Genomic DNA, 22456 nt, shown 5'->3' on the forward strand with positions numbered 1-22456 from the left:
TGACGACGGCGGCGTCAGTGCTCGGAGGCAGCCGGCGCCAGGAGCGCGGCCATTGCCATGCTCTCCAGCAGCGGCCGGGCGCGCCGGACGCCGATCCGGCGGCCGTGGCTGCGCACCGAATGCGGAGTGGAGTTAATCAGGCCGAAGGTGGCATGTGCCCGCATCCGCAGCTCGGCGGCCTCGGTGCCCTCGTGCAGCCCGGCCAGCACCTCCACCCACAGTTCAACGTAGCTGCGCTGGAGTGTGCGGACCTCGTCCTGGTCCTCGTCGGCAAGGTTGCTGAAATCCTGGTCCTGAACCCGGATGACATCCGGGTTGCTCAAGGCAAAGTCCACATGGAACGTCACGAGGCCGGCCAGTGCCGCCAGGGCGCCGTCGGAATCGGCCACAACCCGCCGGCCGCCGTCGAGCAGGTCCTGGCTGACGCTGAGCAGCAGGGCACCCAGGACCGCCTGTTTGCCGGCGAAGTGGCGGTAGACGGCGGGCCCGCTGACTCCGGCCGCGGCCCCCAGATCCTCCAGTGAGACACGGTTGAAGCCTTGGAGCGCGAACAGCGTGGCGGCGGCGGACAAGAGGGCCTGCCGGCGGTTTGCCTTGGCCCGGCTCCGCTGGGTGGCGGGGGCCGGGGCGGCGGGGGCCGGCGCGGCGGGGGCCGGGGTTGGCGGTGTCTGGGTGGTCAGGCTGGGCTCGGTCACCGGCGCATCCCCTCGTTGCAGATGGTCCCTGTGTTGGACATCACAGTTAATAGAGACTAACCTAAATCTCAGTTATGCGGTACTAACCGAAATTGCCGGGCGGCGGAATGGGCCGGTCCGGTGCAGGTCAGGGGACGGAAACAGTCAATGGAGACAATCGCCAGCCGGGTGGACGCGACCAGCGCCGCCTATGCCGCGAACCGCGAGGCCCAGCGTGGACTCGCCTGCGAGCTGCGGGAACGGCTTGCCGCCGCCGCTCTGGGCGGGCCGGAAAAATCCCGGGAACGCCACGTGGCCCGCGGCAAGCTGCTCCCGCGGGAGCGCATCGACCAGCTGCTCGACGACGGCAGCCCCTTCCTGGAGATCGCGCCCCTGGCCGCCAACGGCATGTACGACGATGACTCTCCGGGCGCGGGGCTGATTGCCGGGATCGGCCTGGTCCACGGACGCCAGGTCCTGGTCATTTCCAACGACGCGACAGTCAAGGGCGGCACCTACTATCCAATGACGGTGAAAAAGCACCTCCGGGCGCAGGAAATCGCCCTGGAGAACCGGTTGCCCTGCATCTACCTCGTGGACTCGGGCGGGGCGTTCCTGCCCAAACAGGACGAGGTCTTCCCGGACAGGGAGCATTTCGGCAGGATCTTTTTCAACCAGGCAAAGATGTCTGCCGCCAAGATCCCCCAGATCGCCTCGGTAATGGGCTCCTGCACGGCCGGCGGCGCTTACGTCCCGGCGATGAGCGATGAAACTGTCATTGTCCGCAACCAAGGCACCATCTTCCTCGGCGGCCCGCCGCTCGTGAAGGCCGCAATCGGCGAGATCGTCACAGCGGAGGAACTCGGCGGCGGCGACGTGCACTCGAAGATCTCCGGAGTCACGGACCACCTGGCCGAGAACGACGAGCACGCCCTCCAACTCGTCCGGGACATCGTCGCCACCCTGCCGAAGCCGGCCGCCCCGGCCTGGGACGTCGACGCCGTCGTCGAACCCGTTGCCGACCCGGACGAGCTCTACGGCGCCGTTCCCACGGACGTCAACGCCCAGTACGACGTCCGCGAGGTCATCGCCCGGCTGGTTGACGGCAGCAAGTTCCACGAGTTCAAGAAGAACTACGGCACCACCCTGGTCACGGGCTTCGCGAAGCTGCACGGCCACCCGGTGGGCATCGTGGCAAATAACGGCGTGCTGTTCAGCGAGTCCTCGCTCAAGGGCGCGCACTTCATCGAACTCTGCGACCAGCGCGGCATCCCGCTGATCTTCCTGCAGAACCTGTCCGGCTTCATGGTCGGCAAGGACTACGAGCAGGGCGGCATCGCCAAGAACGGCGCCAAGATGGTCACCGCCGTCGCGACCGCCCGGGTCCCCAAGCTCACGGTGGTGATCGGCGGATCCTTTGGCGCCGGCAACTACTCGATGTGCGGGCGGGCCTACTCGCCGCGCTTCCTGTGGATGTGGCCGGCGTCCCGGATCTCCGTGATGGGCGGCAACCAGGCCTCCAGCGTGCTCGCCACCGTGAAACGGGACCAGTACGAGGCCCGCGGCGAGGAATGGTCCGCCGCGGACGAGGAAGCCTTCAAAGCCCCGATCAAGGCCCAGTACGAGGACCAGGGCAGCCCCTACTACTCCACCGCCCGCCTCTGGGACGACGGCGTGATCGACCCCGCGGACACCCGCACTGTCCTGGGACTCGCGCTCGACGTCGTCTCCCGCACCCCGCTGCCGGAGACCTCCTTCGGCCTGTTCCGGATGTGAGTCAGCTGTGACCATTTCTTTGTCGACTGAACCTTCGACACACCAGAAGCCCTTGTTCGGCACCGTGTTGGTCGCCAACCGCGGCGAGATCGCCTGCCGCGTCATCCGGACCTTGCGCGCCTTGGGGATCCGCTCGGTCGCCGTCTATTCCGACGCCGACGCCGACGCCCGGCACGTGCGGGAAGCCGACGTCGCAGTCCGGATCGGCCCGGCCGCCGCGACCGAGAGCTACCTGAAAATCGAGGCCATCCTCCAGGCCTGCCGCGACACCGGCGCCGAGGCCGTGCACCCCGGCTACGGCTTCCTGAGCGAGAATGCCGACTTCGCGCGGGCCCTCGCGGCGGCCGGGATCACGTTCATCGGCCCCGGCGTCGAAGCCCTCGATGTCATGGGCGACAAGATCCGCTCCAAGAACCACGTCACCGGCCACGGCGTCCCGGTGGTCCCGGGGATCGCCGAACCCGGGATGAGTGACGCACAGCTCATCGAGGCCGCCTCCGGCGTCGGCTTCCCCCTGCTGATCAAGCCCTCCGCCGGCGGCGGCGGGAAGGGCATGCACGTTGTCGAACGCCCCGAGGACCTGGCGGCCACCCTGGCCACCGCACGCCGGGTCGCGGCAAGCGCCTTCGGCGACGACACACTTTTCCTGGAACGGCTCGTCACCACCCCTCGCCACATCGAGGTCCAAGTCCTGGCTGACAACCACGGCAACGTCATCCACCTGGGTGAACGCGAGTGTTCGCTGCAGCGCAGGCACCAGAAGGTCATCGAGGAAGCCCCGTCCCCGCTGCTGGAATCACTGTCCGACGGCGCAGCCATCCGCGCGCGCCTTGGCGAGGCAGCCTGCAACGCCGCCCGCAGCGTCCACTACTCCGGCGCCGGCACCGTGGAATTCCTGGTCTCGGACAACGCCCCCGGCGAGTTCTTCTTCATGGAAATGAACACCCGACTGCAGGTCGAGCACCCCGTCACCGAGATGGTCACCGGCATCGACCTCGTCGAATGGCAGGTCCGGATCGCCGCCGGCGAGGAACTAAGCCTCCGCCAGGACGACGTCGTGCTCACCGGACACTCGGTGGAGGCCCGCGTCTACGCCGAGGTACCGGAGAAGAACTTCCTGCCCTCCATCGGACGGGTCGTGCTGCTGAACGAACTGCCCGGAGACGCAGAAGGCAAGGTCCGTGTCGACTCGGCCCTGCTGGAGGGCCTCCAAATCTCCAGCAGCTACGACCCGATGATTTCCAAGGTCATCGCGTGGGGCGAGGACCGCACCGAGGCACTCGACACCCTGGACCGGGCGCTCGCCGGCTACACCGCACTGGGCATCGACACCAACGTCGAATACCTGCGGCTGCTGATCAACGACGCCGACGTCCGCGCCGGGCGTCTCGACACCGGCCTGATCGAACGCAAGATGCCCGAGTTCTCGTTCCGCCGCCCGGGCGGCGCTGAACTGGTGGTCGCGGCCCTGTACGCAGCGGCGTCGGAAGAGCCTGGCCCGCAAGCTCCGGTAGCGGGGCCGTGGAACCGCCGCGACGGGTGGCGGCTCGGTGACCGTGCACCGCGGCGGATCAGCCTCGGGACGCCGGACGGCGGGGTCGCCACAGTCGAGGTGTCCGGCAGCGTGGCGCTCGGCGGGGTGGCGGTGCGCATCGACGGCGGTCCGCGGCGCGCCGCGTCCCTGCGCCTCACGAGACGCAACCACGCAGGGCTGACCCTCGACGGCGAAGCCCATGAGTATGCGATGGCGCCGGTCCACTGCGGCCCCGTTGCGCCGAGCGGGGGACCCAGGCCCGTGGCGCCCACGGAAATGTTCCTCGGCAACGAGGGCTGGTCCTGCCGGCTCGAGGTCCTGGACCGCGAAGCCCGGCTCGCCCGGGTGCTGGGGGCGATCGAACGTGAGGAAGGCGCCGCTGACCCGGCGGTGCGCTCGCCGATGCCCGGCACCGTAGTGTCCGTGTCCGTTCACAACGGCGACACCGTGGAGGCCGGCCAGGTGCTGCTCTCGGTGGAGGCCATGAAGATGGAGCACCAGCTCGTGGCACCCCTCGACGGCACGGTCCACATCAGCGTCGGATCCGGGGACCTCGTCAAAGGGGACCAGGTGCTGGCGACGATCCACCCCGCCGTCCACGCGCCGGAACCCTCCACTGCCGGGGACGCAGCCGAGGACACGATCGAGGAGGCTGTCATCGCGATGGGCGCGGCCGAATGACCGCCCCTTATCTAAGCACGCCTCACTGACCCGCCCCTTCCCAGCGCAACCCGCACCGCACATCGCCAGATCATCGCTCTACCCAGACACAGGAGTCACCCCCATGGCAAGTTTTGAACTCAGCGACGAATACCAGGAACTCAGCGACACCGTCCGCGAATTCGCCGACGAAGTGGTCGCCCCGGTCTCCACGAAACACGACGAGGAACACAGCTTCCCCTACGAGATCGTCTCCCAGATGGCGGACATGGGCCTGTTCGGCCTGCCCTTCCCCGAAGAGTTCGGCGGCATGGGCGGGGACTACTTCGCCCTGGCCCTGGCCCTGGAACAGCTCGGCCGGGTGGACCAGTCCGTCGCTATCACGCTGGAGGCCGGCGTCTCCCTCGGCGCCATGCCGGTCCACCGCTTCGGTAACGCCGCGCAAAAGGAGGAATGGCTGCCGCTGCTGGCCTCCGGCAAGGCGCTCGCCGGCTTTGGCCTCACCGAACCGGAGGCAGGCTCGGACGCCGGCGGCACCAAGACCACGGCCAAGCTCGGCGGTGGGGAATGGGTGATCAACGGCAACAAGGAATTCATCACCAACTCCGGCACCGACATCACCAGGCTTGTGACCGTCACTGCGGTGACCGGCGAGCAGGAGCGCCCGGACGGCAGCACCAAGAAGGAGATTTCCACCATCCTCGTGCCCACCGACACCCCGGGCTTCAAGGCCGAGAAGGCCTACAACAAGGTCGGCTGGAACGCCTCGGACACCCACCCGCTGACGCTGAACAACGTCCACGTCCCCGAGGAGAACCTGCTCGGCACCCGCGGCCGCGGCTACGCGAACTTCCTCTCCATCCTTGACGAGGGCAGGATCGCGATCGCAGCCCTCGCCGTGGGCGCCGCGCAGGGCTGCGTGGACCAGTCCGTGAAATACGCCAAGGAACGCAGCGCCTTCGGGCAGAGCATCGGCAAATACCAGGCCGTCAGTTTCAAGATCGCCCGCATGCAGGCCCGCGCCCACACCGCCCGTCTGGCCTACTACGACGCCGCGGCCCGGATGCTCGCCGGCAAGCCATTCAAGACCGAAGCGGCCATCGCTAAGATGGTCGCAGGCGAGGCAGCCATGGACAACGCACGGGACGCCACCCAGGTGTTCGGCGGCTATGGCTTCATCAACGACTTCACCGTGGCACGCCACTACCGCGACTCCAAGATCCTTGAGGTCGGGGAGGGCACCACGGAGGTCCAGCTGATGCTGATCGCCCGCGAACTGGGACTGTAGCCGGCCGGAAGGATCACTGATGATCAACAAAGTTGCTGCCAGCGCAGCCGCTGCTGTCGCGGACATCCACGACGGCGCCTCGCTCGCCGTCGGCGGCTTCGGACTGTGCGGCATCCCGGTGGCCCTGATCGAGGCCCTGCACCAGGGCGGCGCCACGAACCTGGAGACAGTCAGCAACAACTGCGGAGTCGACGACTGGGGCCTTGGCATCCTGCTCAAGGACGGCCGGATCCGCCGCACCATCAGCTCCTACGTGGGGGAGAACAAGGAGTTCGCCCGGCAATACCTCGCCGGCGAGCTCGAGGTGGTCCTCACCCCGCAGGGCACCCTGGCCGAAAAACTGCGCGCCGGCGGCGCCGGCATCCCCGCCTTCTACACGCCGGCCGGCGTCGGAACCCAGGTATCCGACGGCGGCCTGCCGCAAAAGTACGACGCCGACGGCAACATTGCGATCGCCTCCGCCGCCAAGGAAGTCCGCAGTTTTGCCGGCGCCGACTACGTGCTCGAAGAATCGCTCACCCCGGACTTCGGCCTCGTGCACGCCTGGAAGGGTGACCGCCACGGCAACCTGGTCTTCCACGCCACCGCCATGAACTTCAACCCGTTGTGCGCCATGGCCGGGAAGATCACCATCGCCGAGGTCGAGGAACTGGTCGAGCCGGGGGAGCTGGACCCCGAGCACGTCCACGTTCCGGGGATCTTCGTCCAGCGCGTGGTGCTGGCCCCGCCGGGCGAGAAGCGAATTGAGAAGCGGACGATTGCGGTGTCCGCCGCGCCTTCAAAGGCACCGGCCGCAGTGCCGAAGGATTCAGAAGCGCCGGATGCAAAGACAGCAGCGCAGGCAGGAGCATAACCGTGGAAACGAACCGTGCCGTGGAAAAAAGCAACGCCCAGAGCGCGCCGCCCCGTCCCGAAGCCGTGCGCCACGAGTACCGGCGCTCCGCCGTCGTGCATCCCGACGGCAGCCAGGGCAAGGGCTGGACCCGGAACGAACTTGCCGCCCGGGTGGCGCAGGAACTGCACAACGGGCAGTACGTGAACCTGGGGATCGGGATGCCGACGCTGATCCCGAACTACATCCCGGCCGGCGTCGAGGTGGTCCTGCATTCGGAAAACGGGATCCTCGGCGTCGGGCCGTACCCGGCCGAGGACGAGGTCGATCCCGACCTGATCAACGCCGGCAAGGAAACCGTCACGGTCAACAATGGCGCCGCGTTCTTTGACTCCGCCGCTTCCTTCGGCATGATCCGGGGCGGCCACGTCGATGTGGCCGTGCTCGGCGCCATGGAAGTGGCGCAGAACGGGGACCTCGCCAACTGGATGATTCCCGGCAAGATGGTCAAGGGCATGGGCGGCGCGATGGACCTCGTCTTTGGCGCCAAGAAGGTCATCGTGATGATGGAGCACGTGGACCGCAACGGCAAGCCGAAAATCGTGGATGCCTGCACGCTGCCGCTGACCGGCAAAGGCTGTGTGGACCGGATCATCACCGACCTCGCCGTGATCGACGTCGTGACCGAGGGCGGCCGCTCCCGGCTGGTGCTGCGCGAACTTGCCCCCGACGTGACCGTGGAAGACGTGGTGGCGGCCACCGGAGCCGAGCTCTTCGAGGAAGACCAGGAATTGACCGTATGAGTGAGACAGACCGGACATCGCCCGGCGCCAGTGCGGGCGGCCCCCGCGTGATTGAACAGCGCGGCCTTTATTTCGACGAGCTCGAAGAGGGCGTGGTGTACGCCCACCGGCCCGGCCGGACCGTCACGGAAACGGACAACGTTCTTTTCACCACCATGACCATGAACACCCAGGCCCTGCACCTGGACGCGGCCTGGAGCGCCGGGCAGCCGTTCGGCCAGCGGCTGATGAATTCGATGTTCACCCTTGCCACCGTGGTGGGCCAGTCCGTGCCCCAGCTGACCCAAGGCACCATCATCGCCCAGCTGGGCCTGACGGATGTGTCCTTTCCGCACCCGCTCTACCACGGGGACACCCTGTACACCGAGACTGTGGTCACCGGGAAGCGGCTCTCCTCCTCCCGGGCCGGCCAGGGCATCGTGACCATGCAGCACACCGGCCGGAACCAACACGGCGACGTCGTGGCGCTCGCCGCCCGCAGCTGCCTGATGTGGACACGCGAGGCCCACGCCGCTACCGGGCTGGAAGCGGCGCAAAAGGGGACAATAGAGACATGAGTTTCCTGATGGGTCCCGCGATGCTGTTCTGCCCCGCCGACCGCCCCGAGCGGTACCAAAAAGCTGCCGGACGTTCCGACACCGTGATCGTGGACCTTGAGGACGCTGTGGCCCCCGGGGACAAACAGCGGGCCCGCGGCGCCATCCTCGCCCAGATGGGCGCTACCGGCGACGTCCCGGAGCTGGATCCGAGCCGGACCATCATCCGGGTCAACCCGGCCGGCACAGACGAGTTCGAGAAGGACCTGCACTGCCTTAAGCACACGCCCTACCGGCACATCATGCTGGCCAAGGCCGAGAACGCCGCCCAGCTCAAGGAGCTGGGGGGCTACAGCGTCATCGCCCTCTGCGAGACGGCCGCGGGTGTCCTCAACGCCCCCGCCATTGCCGCCGAACCCAACGTCGTGGCCCTCATGTGGGGAGCCGAGGACCTGCTGGCGTCGCTCGGCGGCACCTCCAGCCGGACGGAGAGCGGCGACTACCGGGCCGTGGCCCTCCACGCCCGCTCCAGCGTGCTTCTCGCCGCCGGCGCCTTCGGCAAGGACGCTATCGACGCCGTCTACGTCAACATCCCGGACCTGAACGGCCTGGCCGCCGAGGCACGGGACGCCGTGGCATCCGGATTCGCGGCGAAGGCCTGCATCCACCCGGACCAGGTGGCCGCGGTCCGGGAAGCCTATGCACCCTCCGAGGCCGACGTCACAGCGGCCGCCGAACTGCTCGACGCCGCCGCAGCCGCGGGCACCGGCGTCTTCCAGTTCCAAGGCAAGATGATCGACGGTCCAATCCTCAAGCACGCCGAGTCCACACTGCGCCGCGCGGGCCGCTAGGGCGGCGAAGAGCGCTGAATGGCGAAGGTACCGATCGTTTACAAGAGCACGCACCGGGTCAAGTTCTCCGAGCTCGACCCCTATAACCACGTGAGCACGGGGAAATACGCGACCTATTACACGGATCACCGGATGGAGGGCCTGCGGGACAACGTCGGTTGGGATCTGGAGACCCTGGGCACATTGCCGTTCATGGTCTGGGTCCGGAGGATGGAGATCGACTTTCTGCGGCCCGCTCGGGGCGATCAGGAAATCACCATCACGTCGTTCGTGCGCGAGTTCCGGGGGCCCGATGCGCTTATCGAGTGCGCCATGGTCGATTCCGGCGGAAATAACGTGTCGCGCTGCGTCATGACCGTTGCCTACGTCGACAAGGAAACGAGTCGCGCGACGGACTGGCCGGCCGACGTCATGGCGCTGTTCTTCGAAAAAGAAGCCTCATGAGCGCACTTGGCTGACTGCTTGAGCAGCATGCCCTAGGGCGCTTCCGCCGGCACGCGAAAAAGGCACTTCGCGGCAATGTCTCGTCAACATTGCCGCGAAGTGCCTTCCCGGCGGGCGGTTCCTTGGGGTTCCCCGCGCCGCTAGCTCACTGTTCCGCCGGTATTCCGGCGCCAGCTCACTGTGCCACTGGCTTCCTGTGCCCCTAGTTTCCTGGCGCCGCCTTGACGGCGAGGATGGGGCAGTCCGCTTCGAGCAGGATCTGCTGGGCCGTGCTTCCCATGATCAGCTTCCCCACGGGAGTGCGTTTCCGCAGGCCGATCACGATCAGGTCGGCCCGGTGCTCGTCGGCCGCCTGCAGGACCTCGCTGGCCGCGTCGTTGCCGCGGACCGGCTGCAGGATCAGGTGCTCAACGCCTTCCGCCTTGAGCCGGTCCTCGACCGCGGCGATGTCGTCGCCCTGGACGTAGCGCCGGTCGACGAGGGCATCGCCCCGGGACGAGTTGACCACCACCAGAAGCTTCTGGCTCTTCCGGGCCTCGGTGATCGCCGTTTCAAGCGCGGCCACCCCCTCGGAGCTGGGAACGTATCCGACAATGATGCTCACGGTTCCTCCTGTCGCCGTCGTGCGTGGGCGGATTGGTTGGTGCTTCCTGTTGCCTCGGCCATCTCGCCGCCGGCGTCGCCGCCGTCAGCCTCGGCCAGCCGAGCGCTGCTGCCGGCCTCGGCCTCGACGTCCTGCAGCAGCGGACCTGCGGCGCCTGCCGCAACCGCCTGCGCCGGTACCGCCCGCGGGCGCGACCTGCGCCAAAGCTTCAGCAGCAGCGGCCAGACCAGGATGATGGCCACGATGATGTAGATGCCGACGGCGATCGGCTCACTCACGAGGCCGGCCGGGTCGCCGCCGAAGAGCTGGAGGGTCTTGCGCAGCTGGCCTTCGACCCGCGGGCCCAGAATCACGCCGAGGATAAGCGGCAGGACGGGGAGCCCGAACCGCCGCATCATGAACCCGAGCGCACCGAGCACCAGCAGGATTACCAGGTCGAACGCCTGCAGGTTCACCGAGTAGGCGCCCAGCGTCGCGAAGAACAGGATGCCCGCATAAAGGTACGGACGCGGCAGCTGCAGGAGTTTGGCCCACAGGGGTGCCAGCGGCAGGTTGATGACCAGGAGCAGGAAGTTGCCGATGAAGAGGCTGGCAATCAGCGCCCACACCAGCGGTCCCTCACTCTCGAACAGCTGGGGTCCCGGCTGGATGCCGTACGAGGTGAACGCTGCCAGCATCACGGCGGCGGTGGCGTTGGTCGGCAGCCCCATCGCCAGCAACGGGGTCAGGGTGCCGGCCGCGGCTGCGTTGTTCGCGGCCTCCGGCCCGGCGACGCCTTCGATGGCGCCCTTTCCGAACTCCTCCGGGCGCTTGCTGAGGCGCTTCTCCGTCACGTAGGACAGGAAGGTCGGGATCTCGGCGCCGCCGGCGGGGAGCGCACCGAACGGGAACCCGAACACGGTTCCACGCAGCCAGGGTTTCCAGGACCGCTTCCAGTCCTGTTTGCCCATCCAGGGCTGCCCCACGGGGATGACGTTAAGCGGGGTCCGGCGCAGGTGGGCGGCCACCCAGAGGGCTTCACCGACGGCGAAGATGGCGACGGCCACCACCACGATGTCCAAGCCGTCGGTGAGCAGCGGCTGGCCAAAGGTGAGCCGCCGCTGCCCTGTGACCGAGTCCATGCCGACCAAGCCGATCGCCAGGCCCAGGCCCAGTGAGGCAAAGCCGCGGAGCCGGGAGGAGCCCAGCACGGCGGTGACGGCAAGGAGTGAAAGGACCATGATGGCGAAGTAGCTGGGAGAACCCAGGCTGACAGCGAATTTGACCACCACAGGTGCACAGACGGCGAGCAGTGTGGTGCCGATGGTGCCGGCAATGAACGAGCCGATGGCTGCCGTCGCCAGTGCCTGGGCGGCCCTGCCGGCCTTTGCCATCTTGTGGCCTTCGATGGCCGTGACCACCGAAGAAGATTCACCCGGGGTGTTGAGCAGAATGGAAGTGGTGGACCCGCCGTACATGCCGCCATAGTAGATGCCGGCGAACATGATGAAAGCGCTCGTGGGCTCCAGCACGGAGGTTACGGGCAGCAGGAGTGCCACGGTCATCGCCGGGCCCAGTCCCGGCAGGACGCCGACGGCGGTGCCCAGGATCACGCCGATCACGGCGTAGAGGAAATTCATGGGGGTCAGGGCGGTGGCAAAGCCGTCCATGAGGGAGCTAAAGACGTCCATTTAGAGGATCCCTTCCAGCAGCCCGGCGGGGAGCGAAATTCCCAGGCCGAGGTAGAAACCGTAGAAGGTCAGCAGTGACAGCGCGACGGCGACGAGGCCGTCTCGGACATAGTGCCGGCTGCCAAGCGCCCAGACGCTGCCCCAAAAGAGGATGGTTCCGGAGATGACCCAGCCGGCCCAGTCGATGAGCAGGATGTTGACAACGAAAGCGCCGGCGAGGGGGAGCACGGTCTTCCAGTCGGCAGGATAGGACAGGTCGACGTCTTCGCCGCCTTCAATCTCGCCGTGTCCGCCGCGCATCACGTTGATGGCCAGCATCACTGCGCAGACGATCAGGAGGCCGGCCACGATGTAGGGGACCGTTTTCGGCCCGACGGGGTCCGATTTGGAGTAGGGGGTCACCAGGCCGACGGCGTCCCACAGGACCAGCACGCCAACCGCCCCGAGCAGGAGGGCGACCCCCAGCTCGGAGCGGCCTTTGAGCCTGGAAGCCAGAGACGTCACGCCAGCCCAAGCTTGGTCAGAACGTCTGCCACCCGCTTGTCCTGCTCGGTGAGGAAGGACTTGAATTCGTCACCGGTGAGGAAGGCATCAGTCCAGCTGTGCAGCTTGAGGGCTTCCTGCCAGGAGGCCGAGCCGTGCATCTTCTCCAGGGCGGCGATCAGGGAAGCCTTGTCTGCGTCGCTGATGCCGGGAGGGGCAACCACACCGCGCCAGTTGCTGAAGACCAGGTCGATGCCGGATTCCTTCAGCGTGGGGGCGTCGACGCCTTCGAGGCGCTTGTCGCCGCTGGTTGCCAGCACGCGGACCTCTCCGGATTCGATCTGCTTCAGGTATTCGCCGGCGCCCGAGGCGGCGAAGCCCAGCTTGTTTCCGAGGATCGCCGGAAGGAGATCGCCGCCGCCGTCGTAAGAGACGAAGTTGACCTTCGTGGCGTCAATGCCGACGGCTCCCGCGAGCTGCATGGGCAGAAGGTGGTCGGGGCCGCCGGGGGAGGAGCCGCCGCCTACGCTGATCGACCCGGGGTTGGCCTTCCAAGCCTTCACCAGGTCACCGATGGTCTTGTAGGGGGAGTCCTTGCCGACCATGATCGCGCCGGGCTCTTCGATGAGCCGGGCCAGGGGAGTGGTGTCCGTCAGCTTCGACCCGGACTTGTTGGTGTAGCTGGCGCCGACGACGCCGAGGCCCATCAGCATGGCGAGGTCGCCGTTGCCCTTCTCGTTGACGATGCGCGCCAGGCCGACGGTGCCGCCGGCACCGGCGAGGTTGAACACCTCGGTGTTGTTCGTGATCTTCTCGTCGTCGAGAACCTTTGCGGCGGCCCGGGCGGTGGTGTCGTACCCTCCACCGGCAGTGTTGGGGACCATGATCTGCAGTCCGGTGATCGGTCCAGCAGCGGCTCCGGAGCTGGCAGCGCCGGTGGAGCTCTTGCCGGTGGCACCGCAGCCGGTGGCCATAAGTGCGATGCCGGCGGCGACGGCGGCAATACGCAATGCGCGGATCTGGCGCATGTTTCCCTCTTCTCAAGTAAGAATGTTCCATTTTTGGCCAGCGGACTGGCCGGTGGTTCGATGCTAGGGGCACGCGTGACGGGGATCACTCTTGTGTTCGCAGAGAAACTTAAGTTCATTTCGTTCACGTTTCCGGCCCCTCACAAGACCGCCCTCTGCCGGGCAGCCCCTGCCCAGTGGGGTATAGTTCACGGCACCGCCGCGGATTGTGCTCCACAAGCGCGCCGTGACCCGCTCCCGCGAGCCGGCAAACCACCCTGAGGAAAGACAGCACGTGACTCGACGAAGAGGAATGTCCCTCGCAGGACAGTATCTGGTTCTGCAGTTGCTTATCGTCTTGGCTGTGCTGGTGGGCGTCGTTGCCATCTCCCTGGCCCAGTCGGCGGCTGCCTTCGAACGCATTGAGGGCCGGCGGGCCTTGTCCGCCGCCGAGGCCCTGGGCAGCAACCCGGCCGTCCGGGTACTGCTTCCCGCAGCCCAGCCACAGGCCGGCTCGGCGCTGCCCGCGGTGGCGGAGTCGGTTCGCACGGTTTCCGGGTCATCGCAGGTTGCACTCGCCAAACGGGACCGTACGGTCGTGGCGTCCTCCGATCCTTCCCTGCTGGGCCATGCGCTGGAGTTGGGGGACAGCCGCGTCATGGAGGGCCGGGCGTGGACGGGCGTTGTGGGCGCCCCCGGCACCGCGCAACTCTCTGCGCACGTGCCCGTCCTTGACGATTCCGGTGCCATGATCGGCATCGCTTCAATTGGCCGGAACTACCCGTCCGCCTGGGAGCGGCTTGGCGACGCCGTCCCCAACCTGCTGACCTACCTCGGCGTTGCCAGCATCCTCGGCGTGGCCGGATCGCTGCTCCTCTCGCGCCGCGTCAAGCGGCAGACCCTCGGCATGGAGCCCACGGAAATTACCGGGCTCGTGGAAAACCGGGAGGCCATGCTGCACGGATTGAAAGAAGGGGTGGTGGCACTTGACCCGCACGAACGCATCACCGTCGTGAACGAAAGCGCCCGGCGGTTGCTGGGGCTGTCGCCGGACTGCGTGGGCCGGAACATCGGCAGCCTGGCCATGGAACCGGCCCTGCGGGAAGTGCTCACCAGGGACCAGCCGGGCCCGGACCGGCTGGTGCTTGTTGGCGAGCGGCTGGTTGTCCTGAACCGGATGCCCATGCTGTCGCACGGACGAAACATCGGGTCCGTGACCACTCTGCGGGACCGCACGGAACTCGCCTCGCTCGAGCGGGAACTCGGCACCACGCGCACCACCACGGACACCCTCCGCGCCCAGGCCCACGAGTTCGCCAACCAGCTCCACACCATTTCGGGCCTGATCCAGATCGGTGAGTATGACGCCGTCGTGCAATTCGTCAACGGCACCACCCTCGACCGCACCCGGCTCAACGACGAAGTCACCAGCCGGATCGAGGACCCTGCGGTGGCGGCGCTGCTGATCGCCAAATCCAGCCTCGCCGCCGAACGCGGCGTCGTGCTCCAGCTTGCCCCCGACTCCCGGCTGGGCCGGGTAAGCGAGGACGTCTCCCGGGACCTGGCCACCGTCGTCGGCAACCTTGTCGACAACGCCCTGGACGCCGTCACAGGTGTCCCGGACCCCACGGTCGAGGTCCTGATCGACGACGGCGGCGACGGGCCGCGGGTCACGGTCCGGGACTCGGGTCCGGGCGTGCCGCCTGCGGACCTGGAGGCCGTTTTCCGCCAGGGCTTCACCACCAAGCGGCCAACCAGCGAGGGTGACCGCGGCTACGGGCTCGCTCTTTCCCGGGTCGTGTGCCAGCGCCGCGGCGGCCAGCTCACAGCCCACAACGACGGCGGCGCCGTCTTCACGGCCAGTTTCGCCCAAAGGAAGGTCCACCCATGATCACGGTCCTGATTGTCGATGACGACTTCATGGTCGCGAAAGTCCACGCCGGATTCATCCAAGCCACGCCCGGCTTCACGGTTGTCGGCGCTGCCCACACCGGTGCCGAGGCGATGCTCAAAACCCGGGAGCTGCAGCCGGATCTGGTCCTCTTGGACATCCACCTGCCCGATGCCAACGGGCTCGAACTCATGTCGGCGCTGCGGGCGGAGGCCCCCGAACTCGATGTCTTCGTGATCAGCGCGGCACGGGAGGTGGAGACGGTGCGGCGGGCCCTTCGCGGAGGGATTGTTCATTACCTCATCAAACCGTTCTCCCGGGGTGACCTGCAGGAACGGCTGGAGCACTACCGGAACGCCTACCAGGGCCTGGACTCAGTCAAGGAAGTGGCCGAACAAGCCGACGTCAACCGGCTCTTCGGGGTGGAAAATTCGGAAAGCGTCCGGCCGCCGCTTCCGAAGGGTTGCAGCGCGGAAACCCTCAGCCTCGTGGTCCGGGCACTGCATTCTGCGGCGTCGAACCTGTCGGCCGCGGAGGTCGCGGACCTGCTGGGAACCTCCCGGGTCAGCGCCCGCCGTTACCTTGAGTACCTGCACGACGAAGCCAAGGTGGAGGTCCGCCTCAAGTACGGCGCCGGACGGCCGGAACGCCGCTATGCCCTGAAGGTGCCCTGACGGCCGTTTCACAGCTACGCCCCCGCGGTGCGGGATACTTGAATCATGCAGCCGCGCAAGATCGTCCTCCTCGGGTCCACTGGTTCCATCGGCACACAGGCGATTGACGTCGTCGACGGCGCCCCCCACCTTTTTGAGATCGTGGCGCTCAGCGCCGGCGGCGGCAACCTCGAGCTCCTGGCCAGGCAGGCCGTCCACACCCGTGCCCAGGCCATCGGTGTCGCCGCCGGGGACACCTCCGCTCTGCGGGCCATGATCGAGGACGCTGCCCGCGAGGCGGGTCTGCTCGGGTACCGGCCCGAGCTCATCGCCGGCCCGGACGCGGCCACCCGGATCGCGGAAGTGAACGCCGACGTCGTCCTCAACGGCATCACCGGCTCCATCGGGCTTGCCCCGACCCTGGCGGCTCTCAAAACCGGGGCCACTCTGGCCCTCGCCAACAAGGAGTCCCTGATTGTCGGCGGCTCGCTGGTCAAAGCCGCGGCCCGCGAAGGGCAGATCGTCCCTGTGGATTCGGAGCATTCGGCGATTGCCCAGTGCCTGCGCTCCGGGACTGCCGCCGAGGTGGACCGGCTGATCCTTACAGCGTCCGGAGGCCCGTTCCGTGGCAGGACCCGGGACGAACTGCGCGACGTCTCGCCGCAGGACGCCCTGGCGCACCCCACCTGGGACATGGGTCTCATGGTCACCACCAACTCCGCAAGCCTGGTCAACAAGGGGCTGGAAGTGATCGAGGCGCACCTGCTCTTCGACATCCCGCTGGAGAGGATCGACGTCGTGGTCCATCCGCAGTCGGTGGTGCACTCCATGGTCCAATTCGTCGACGGATCCACGATCGCCCAGGCCTCGCCGCCGGACATGCGCCTGCCCATCGCCCTCGGTCTCGGCTGGCCGGAGCGCGTCCCAGGCTCAGCCAAAGCCTGCGACTGGAGCAAAGCCACCAGCTGGACATTCGAGCCGCTGGACGCCACGGCGTTCCCCGCCGTCGGACTGGCCAAGAGCGCGGCCAACCAAGGCAGTACCTTCCCGGCCGTGTTTAACGCCGCGAACGAGGAAGCCGTGATGGCCTTCCATGCCGGGCGGATCCGGTTCACCGACATCGTCGACACCATCGAAGCCGTCCTCAGCGAACACACAGGGTCCTCCGGGCTGACGGTGGAGTCCGTGCTGGATGCTGAAAGATGGGCACGCGCCCGCACGCACGAACGTTTAGCCGTCAGAAGCGTCTAGGAAGCAGCAGATCACCCCCATGAGCCCCGTCCTCCTCTTTGTCCTCGGTGTCGTCTTCGTGGCGATCGGCATCGCCGTGTCCATTGCCCTCCACGAAGTGGGCCACCTGGTGCCGGCCAAGCTGTTCAAAGTCCGCGTCACCAAGTACATGATCGGCTTCGGACCCACCGTCTGGTCCAAGAAGCGCGGCGAAACCGAGTACGGCTTCAAGGCCATTCCGCTGGGCGGCTACGTGTCCATGATCGGGATGTATCCGCCGAACAAGGAAGACGGCTCGGTCCGCCCGTCAAGCACCGGCATGTTCCAGTCACTGGCCTCCGATGCCCGCTCCCTGGCGCACGAGGAAGTCGGCCCCGGCGACGAAAAGCGGGTCTTCTACCGGCTGCCGGTCTGGAAGAAGATCATCATCATGCTCGGCGGTCCCGCCATGAACCTGCTGATCGGCGTCGTACTGACCGCGGTGCTGCTGATGGGATTCGGTGTCGCGAGCCAGACCACCACCATCGCCGATGTCTCCAAGTGCCAGGTCAAGGCCGGCGAGACCGTGGACCCCAATTCCGCCGATTGCAAGCTCACCCCTGCGGCCGCGGCCGGCCTCAAACCGAATGACAAGATCACCTCCTTCGACGGCAAGGCCGTCACCAGCTGGGACGAGCTGACCGGCTGGATCCGCGCCTCGGCGGACAAGCAGGTCACCATCACCGTGGCGCGCGACGGCGCCACAGTCACCACCGCCGTCACGCCGGTGCTCTCCTCCCGCCCGGTGGTGGGCGCCGATGGCCGGCAGGCCAAGAGCGCCGACGGTTCCCTCCAGTACCAGGACGTCGGCTTCCTGGGCATCGGCGCCCAGACGGCACTCGTCCCGCAACCGGCAACGTCCGTCTTGCCCATGGCGGGGGAGAACATCAAGCAGGTTGCCGGGGTGGTCGTGAACCTGCCTGCCCGCGTGGCCGGCGTCGCCAAGGCGGCCTTCAGCGAGGAACCACGGGACCCGAACGGCCCCATCAGCGTGGTGGGTGTGGGCCGTGTTGCCGGCGAGGTGGCCGCCATGGAGGAAGTTCCGCTGCAGTCCCGCTTCGCCGCCTTGGTGGGCTTGCTGGCCGGACTCAACTTCGCCCTGGCCGTGTTCAACCTCATCCCGCTGCTGCCCCTTGACGGGGGCCACGTGGCCGGAGCGCTGTATGAGGGGGCCCGCCGCCAGATCGCCAAGCTGTTCGGCCGCCCGGATCCCGGCGCCTTCGACATCGCCAAGCTGCTCCCGGTGACCTATGTGGTGGCCGTGCTGTTGATGGGCATGGGAGCGCTGCTGATCTACGCGGACATCGTCAAGCCGGTGAACCTCTTCGGGTAGCGGGAGCAGGGTGCTGGGGGACAGGGTAGCTCCAGCCGGTTCCGGCTGATTCTCCGTAATAAGCTCATTTCGACTGATTTTGAACAATCAGTTGAAAATGGTTGATTATCGAAAATCACCTCCTTTATGCTGGGGCCATGTACGTTCTGACAATCGACCAGCGCGGGAGCACAGGCGACGTTGACCGCGTCCCCGGCCTTTTGGCGGAACTGGGCACACTCTCCACCGCGCTTTCCGCTGCCGGACGCTTTGAGCGTTCGGTCGGCGACGAGATCCAGGGCGTCGTGGAAGGTGCCAGCGACGTCGTGGAGATCGCACTGCATGCCCTGCGCAGCGGCCACTGGTACGTCGGGATCGGGGTCGGAGAGGTGGACCTGCCGCTGGCCGCCAGCCCGCGGGAAGGCTCGGGTCCAGCTTTTGTGGCCGCCCGGGCCGCAGTGGACCGGGCCAAGGCCGCGGCCGCACACGTCCCGCTCGCCGTGGTCGCCGGCGTCGGCCGGGAGGCTGCTGCAAGACCGGCGCGGGGGAGCAGAGGAGCCGGGGCAGAGCTGGCCGGGCTGGACGGGGTGCTTGCCTGCGCCAATGCCGAGGCCGTGCTGCGGCTGATTGGCCGGCTGGTTCTGGACAGGACCGCGGCCCAGTGGAAGGTGGTGGACATGTTGCGCTCGGTGCGGCACGGACAGACCCACGGAACGCAAAAAATAGCGGCGCAGAATCTCGGAATCACGGAGCAGTCGGTGAGCCGTGCGGTCCTGCGCTCCGGCTGGCAGGAAGAATGGGCCGCGAGGCCGGCCGCGGAAATGTTGCTGGCTCTCGCCGAGAGCCTGACCGTGCGCGCGGACGACGGCGGGACCGGGCCGGGCGAGGACAAGCTGCGGAATCCGCAAGCCGGGACCCGCACCACGGAAGGAGACATGTGAACGCCCTCTGGACAACGCTGGCCCTGCTCACCGCCGGCTTTGTCGGCTGGCCGGTCACTTCCCTGGTGTTCCGGCTCGCCCGGACGATTGATGACCGGACGTTTGACGGCCAGTCGATTGACGGCAGTGCGGGCGAGGATGAAGACCCGTCCGCCGACTCCACCACGGATCCGGAGATCCCCGCGGCAGCGGACGCTTCCCCGGGCACGGCCCCGCAGGGCGCTGAGCCCGCAACCCAAGACCCTGCAACACAAGACCCTGCAACCTTGGACCAGGCCGCCGGCTCCGTCAGCAGCGCGCGCATCCTCCGGGGCGGCGCCATCATCGGAGTCCTGGAGCGGTTCGCGGTCTGCCTGGCGGTTCTCGCCGGGCAGCCCGTTGCCATCGCCTACGTCGTGGCCATCAAGGGCCTGGGCCGTTTCGCGGAGTTGAAGGCCACTCCGGTCGCGGCGGAGCGGTTCATCATCGGAACCCTCACCTCCATGCTCTGGGCAGCGGGCGTCGCCGCACTGACCAAGGTCCTGGTTTTCGGCTGACTGCTTCCCCGCGCGTCCCGCGCGTCCCGCGCGTCCCGCGCGTCCCGCGCGTCCCGCGCGTCCCGCGCGTCCCGCGCGTCCCGCGCGTCCGTGCGGCTCCGGATGGGAACCGGGCAAGCGGGGCGATAGTGTATCCGTATGACTGTTTTTGCTGTGGAGTACGTGTACGACGCCGAATCTTCCGAGATCCGCGATGCCAGCCGCCCGGCGCACCGCGAATGGACGGCGGGACTTGCCCGCGAAGGAGCGCTGCTCGCCAGTGGCCCCTACGGCGACGGTGCGGGCGCCCTGCTCATCTTGAAGGCGGCCGACGAAGCCGCCCTGAACGACATCCTGCGGCAGGACCCGTTCGCGGCCGCCGGGGCCATCTCGGGCACGCGCACCACCGAATGGGCGCCGGTGACAGGTCTCCTGGCCCCGCACGCCGCCTAACCCTTCCCCGTACCTTCGATACCTCGATACCACAAGGGAGTCCACGTGACCTCGGTCAGCCTGGGAATGCCGTCGGCACCGCCCCCCGTCCTTGCCCCCCGCCGGAAGACGCGCCAGATCAAGGTGGGGTCGGTGGGAGTCGGCTCCGATTCGCCCATCAGCGTCCAATCCATGACCACGACGCCGACGACCGACATCAACGCCACCCTGCAGCAGATCGCGGAGCTCACCGCCTCCGGCTGCGACATTGTGCGCGTCGCCTGCCCGTCTGCCGATGATGCCGAGGCGCTGCCGATCATCGCCAAGAAGTCCCAGATCCCGGTGATCGCGGACATCCATTTCCAGCCGAAGTACGTCTTCGCCGCAATCGAGGCCGGATGCGCCGCCGTGCGCGTGAATCCGGGCAACATCCGCAAGTTCGATGACCAGGTCAAGGAAATCGCCCGCGCCGCCAAGGACCACGGCACCTCCATCCGGATCGGCGTCAACGCCGGATCCCTGGAGCCCGGCATCCTGAAGAAGTACGGCAAGGCCACCCCGGAAGCCCTCGTGGAATCCGCCGTGTGGGAGGCCTCGCTCTTTGAGGAGCACGGCTTCCACGACTTCAAGATCTCCGTCAAACACAACGACCCGGTGGTCATGGTTGCCGCCTACGAGATGCTGGCCGAAAAGGGCGACTGGCCCCTCCACCTCGGCGTGACCGAGGCCGGACCGGCGTTCCAGGGCACCATCAAGTCCGCCACCGCCTTCGGGGCCCTGCTCTCGCGCGGGATCGGCGACACGATCCGTGTGTCGCTGTCGGCCCCGCCGGTTGAGGAAATCAAGGTCGGCAACCAGATCCTGCAGTCGCTGAACCTGCGGCCCCGCAAGCTGGAAATTGTCTCCTGCCCGTCCTGCGGGCGGGCCCAGGTGGATGTCTACACGCTCGCGGAGCAGGTCACCGCCGGTCTGGAGGGCATGGAGATCCCGCTGCGCGTGGCCGTCATGGGTTGCGTCGTCAACGGTCCGGGGGAGGCCCGCGAGGCCGACCTCGGTGTCGCCTCGGGCAACGGCAAGGGCCAGATCTTTGTGAAGGGCGAGGTCATCAAAACTGTGCCGGAGGACCAGATAGTTGAGACACTGATCGAAGAAGCCATGCGTATCGCGGAAGAGATGGGGGACGCCGATGGCGAAGATGCTGTCAAGGGTAGCCCCGTGGTTAGCGTCTCGTAAGGAGGACGCCGCACCCGGCGTCGTTGTCCGTGTCCTCGGCGGCGCGGACACCGCACAACTGCTTGCCCTGGCCCGCCGGGACGCCGTCGCCAACGTCTTCATTCTTTCGCATCTGGAGACCGTCGGCACGGCGTCACCCACAGCCGGTGGCGCCAGCATCTTTGGCGTGTTCGACGGCGCCGCCCTCCTGGGTGCCTGCTGGGCCGGTGCCAACCTGGTGCCGGTTCAGCTGGACCCCGATCTCGCCGGCGCCGTGGCCGTGGCAGTGCACCGCTCCGGACGCCGCTACGCGTCGATCTTTGGCCCCGCGGAGACCGTATTGGCCCTCTACGCTGCCTTGGAACAGCTCGGCCTGGCCGCGCACGAGGTCCGCGACGACCAGCCCCTCCTGACAATCACGGGGCCGCCGGCCGTTCGGCCCGAGCCCGCGCTCGGCTTCGGCCGACTGGCGGACTTCGACAAAATCCTGCCCGCATGCGCAGCGATGTTCGAGGAAGAAGTCGGCTACTCGCCCTACCTCGGCGGCAAGGAGTATTACAGCCGCCGTGTGAAAAGCCTCATCCGCCAAGGCCATTCCCTCGTGCACATGAACACCAACGGCGACGTGGTCTTCAAGGCCGAACTGGGCGCTGTTACGCCGGAAGTCACCCAGGTCCAGGGCGTCTGGATGAATCCCGACTTCCGCGGACAGGGCCTGAGCGCCGGCTACATGGCCGCCGTCGTCGTCCTGGCACAGACCCTGGCGCCGGTCACCAGCCTGTACGTCAACGACTTCAACGCCAAAGCCCGGGCCACCTACGACCGGGTGGGCTTCCACCAGGTGGGCACGTTCGCCACGGTGCTCTTTTAGCTACGCTGCACTTTTAGGCGCGGCGCCCTTCCAACAGACCGGTGCGGCTGGCCCCGGAACGAATTATCCGGGTGCATACTCTTGCTTTCGCGGGCCCCCGTCACATAGGTTCTACCTAGCCGTGTCGTATAGGCGCATACCCCCCCGGTGCACGTTCCGGGGACGGCGACGCCGGCAGGCGACACCAGGTAGCTCACA

General features: G+C 67.4%; 22 protein-coding genes. 17 read left to right on the forward strand and 5 right to left on the reverse strand.

Annotation, left to right across the window (positions count from 1 at the left end):
- Positions 1-14: 14 nt before the first annotated feature.
- Entirely contained in the window at positions 15-695 is a 681-nt protein-coding gene (locus ACFVVK_RS16875; protein WP_390269378.1) for a TetR/AcrR family transcriptional regulator, read from the reverse strand.
- 147 nt (positions 696-842) lie between these two features.
- Between ACFVVK_RS16875 and ACFVVK_RS16880 the strand changes: the two genes are divergently transcribed.
- The 8 genes from ACFVVK_RS16880 (at position 843) to ACFVVK_RS16915 (ending at position 9398) form a co-directional block, all read left to right on the forward strand.
- Positions 843-2450: a carboxyl transferase domain-containing protein gene (locus ACFVVK_RS16880; protein WP_390269381.1), complete on the forward strand. Its 1608-nt coding sequence runs from the start codon at positions 843-845 to the stop codon at positions 2448-2450.
- Between the two features lie 7 nt (positions 2451-2457).
- Complete coding sequence (locus ACFVVK_RS16885) at positions 2458-4665, forward strand: biotin carboxylase N-terminal domain-containing protein (RefSeq protein ID WP_390269384.1); 2208 nt, start codon at positions 2458-2460, stop codon at positions 4663-4665.
- 103 nt (positions 4666-4768) lie between these two features.
- Positions 4769-5932 carry an acyl-CoA dehydrogenase family protein gene (locus ACFVVK_RS16890; RefSeq protein WP_390269387.1) on the forward strand — a complete coding sequence of 388 codons (1164 nt, stop codon included), beginning with the start codon at positions 4769-4771 and terminating at the stop codon, positions 5930-5932.
- Between the two features lie 19 nt (positions 5933-5951).
- Complete coding sequence (locus ACFVVK_RS16895) at positions 5952-6785, forward strand: CoA transferase subunit A (RefSeq protein ID WP_390269389.1); 834 nt, start codon at positions 5952-5954, stop codon at positions 6783-6785.
- A gap of 2 nt (positions 6786-6787) precedes the next feature.
- Positions 6788-7567 carry a CoA transferase subunit B gene (locus ACFVVK_RS16900; protein WP_390269392.1) on the forward strand — a complete coding sequence of 260 codons (780 nt, stop codon included), beginning with the start codon at positions 6788-6790 and terminating at the stop codon, positions 7565-7567.
- Positions 7564-8124, forward strand: a complete 561-nt coding sequence (locus ACFVVK_RS16905) for a MaoC family dehydratase (RefSeq protein ID WP_390269394.1) — start codon at positions 7564-7566, stop codon at positions 8122-8124. Before ACFVVK_RS16900 ends, ACFVVK_RS16905 begins: the two co-directional genes overlap by 4 nt.
- The gene (locus tag ACFVVK_RS16910) at positions 8121-8954 is read left to right on the forward strand and encodes an HpcH/HpaI aldolase/citrate lyase family protein (protein ID WP_390269397.1); all 834 of its coding nucleotides are present in this window, start codon (positions 8121-8123) and stop codon (positions 8952-8954) included. Before ACFVVK_RS16905 ends, ACFVVK_RS16910 begins: the two co-directional genes overlap by 4 nt.
- Positions 8955-8972: 18 nt before the next feature.
- Positions 8973-9398 (forward strand): acyl-CoA thioesterase, encoded by a 426-nt coding sequence (locus ACFVVK_RS16915; RefSeq protein WP_390269400.1) that lies wholly within the window; start codon positions 8973-8975, stop codon positions 9396-9398.
- A gap of 202 nt (positions 9399-9600) precedes the next feature.
- Here the strand turns inward: ACFVVK_RS16915 and ACFVVK_RS16920 are convergent, their stop codons facing one another.
- The 4 genes from ACFVVK_RS16920 to ACFVVK_RS16935 are packed head-to-tail and all read right to left on the reverse strand — an operon-like array spanning position 9601 to position 13183.
- Positions 9601-10002, reverse strand: a complete 402-nt coding sequence (locus tag ACFVVK_RS16920) for a universal stress protein (RefSeq protein ID WP_390269403.1) — start codon at positions 10000-10002, stop codon at positions 9601-9603.
- Positions 9999-11672, reverse strand: coding sequence for a tripartite tricarboxylate transporter permease (locus ACFVVK_RS16925; RefSeq protein ID WP_390269406.1), 1674 nt, complete (start codon positions 11670-11672; stop codon positions 9999-10001). Before ACFVVK_RS16925 ends, ACFVVK_RS16920 begins: the two co-directional genes overlap by 4 nt.
- Positions 11673-12176, reverse strand: a complete 504-nt coding sequence (locus ACFVVK_RS16930; protein ID WP_390269408.1) for a tripartite tricarboxylate transporter TctB family protein — start codon at positions 12174-12176, stop codon at positions 11673-11675. It lies immediately after the preceding gene.
- Positions 12173-13183, reverse strand: coding sequence for a Bug family tripartite tricarboxylate transporter substrate binding protein (locus tag ACFVVK_RS16935; protein WP_390269411.1), 1011 nt, complete (start codon positions 13181-13183; stop codon positions 12173-12175). The genes ACFVVK_RS16930 and ACFVVK_RS16935 overlap by 4 nt, the downstream gene beginning before the upstream one ends.
- 292 nt (positions 13184-13475) lie before the next feature.
- Here ACFVVK_RS16935 and ACFVVK_RS16940 point away from each other — a divergent pair, with 292 nt between their 5' ends.
- The 9 genes from ACFVVK_RS16940 (at position 13476) to ACFVVK_RS16980 (ending at position 22258) form a co-directional block, all read left to right on the forward strand.
- Positions 13476-15053: an ATP-binding protein gene (locus ACFVVK_RS16940; RefSeq protein WP_390269414.1), complete on the forward strand. Its 1578-nt coding sequence runs from the start codon at positions 13476-13478 to the stop codon at positions 15051-15053.
- Positions 15050-15727: a response regulator gene (locus ACFVVK_RS16945; protein ID WP_390269417.1), complete on the forward strand. Its 678-nt coding sequence runs from the start codon at positions 15050-15052 to the stop codon at positions 15725-15727. The genes ACFVVK_RS16940 and ACFVVK_RS16945 overlap by 4 nt, the downstream gene beginning before the upstream one ends.
- Before the next feature lie 45 nt (positions 15728-15772).
- Positions 15773-16957 carry a 1-deoxy-D-xylulose-5-phosphate reductoisomerase gene (dxr, locus tag ACFVVK_RS16950; protein ID WP_390269420.1) on the forward strand — a complete coding sequence of 395 codons (1185 nt, stop codon included), beginning with the start codon at positions 15773-15775 and terminating at the stop codon, positions 16955-16957.
- Positions 16958-16976: 19 nt separating this feature from the next.
- A complete protein-coding gene (locus tag ACFVVK_RS16955; RefSeq protein ID WP_390269423.1) occupies positions 16977-18308 on the forward strand; it encodes a M50 family metallopeptidase in 1332 nt (443 codons plus the stop codon).
- Between the two features lie 137 nt (positions 18309-18445).
- The gene (locus tag ACFVVK_RS16960; RefSeq protein ID WP_390269425.1) at positions 18446-19228 is read left to right on the forward strand and encodes a MarR family transcriptional regulator; all 783 of its coding nucleotides are present in this window, start codon (positions 18446-18448) and stop codon (positions 19226-19228) included.
- Positions 19225-19764, forward strand: a complete 540-nt coding sequence (locus tag ACFVVK_RS16965; RefSeq protein ID WP_390269427.1) for a hypothetical protein — start codon at positions 19225-19227, stop codon at positions 19762-19764. The genes ACFVVK_RS16960 and ACFVVK_RS16965 overlap by 4 nt, the downstream gene beginning before the upstream one ends.
- Before the next feature lie 138 nt (positions 19765-19902).
- Positions 19903-20196, forward strand: coding sequence for a YciI family protein (locus ACFVVK_RS16970; protein ID WP_390269431.1), 294 nt, complete (start codon positions 19903-19905; stop codon positions 20194-20196).
- A 45-nt stretch (positions 20197-20241) separates the two neighbouring features.
- Positions 20242-21408, forward strand: a complete 1167-nt coding sequence (gene ispG, locus ACFVVK_RS16975) for a flavodoxin-dependent (E)-4-hydroxy-3-methylbut-2-enyl-diphosphate synthase (RefSeq protein ID WP_090956405.1) — start codon at positions 20242-20244, stop codon at positions 21406-21408.
- Positions 21371-22258 carry a GNAT family N-acetyltransferase gene (locus ACFVVK_RS16980; RefSeq protein ID WP_390269476.1) on the forward strand — a complete coding sequence of 296 codons (888 nt, stop codon included), beginning with the start codon at positions 21371-21373 and terminating at the stop codon, positions 22256-22258. Before ispG ends, ACFVVK_RS16980 begins: the two co-directional genes overlap by 38 nt.
- Positions 22259-22456 lie beyond the last annotated feature (198 nt).

Source organism: Arthrobacter sp. NPDC058192 (genome assembly GCF_042883665.1).
Taxonomy (GTDB): domain Bacteria; phylum Actinomycetota; class Actinomycetes; order Actinomycetales; family Micrococcaceae; genus Arthrobacter.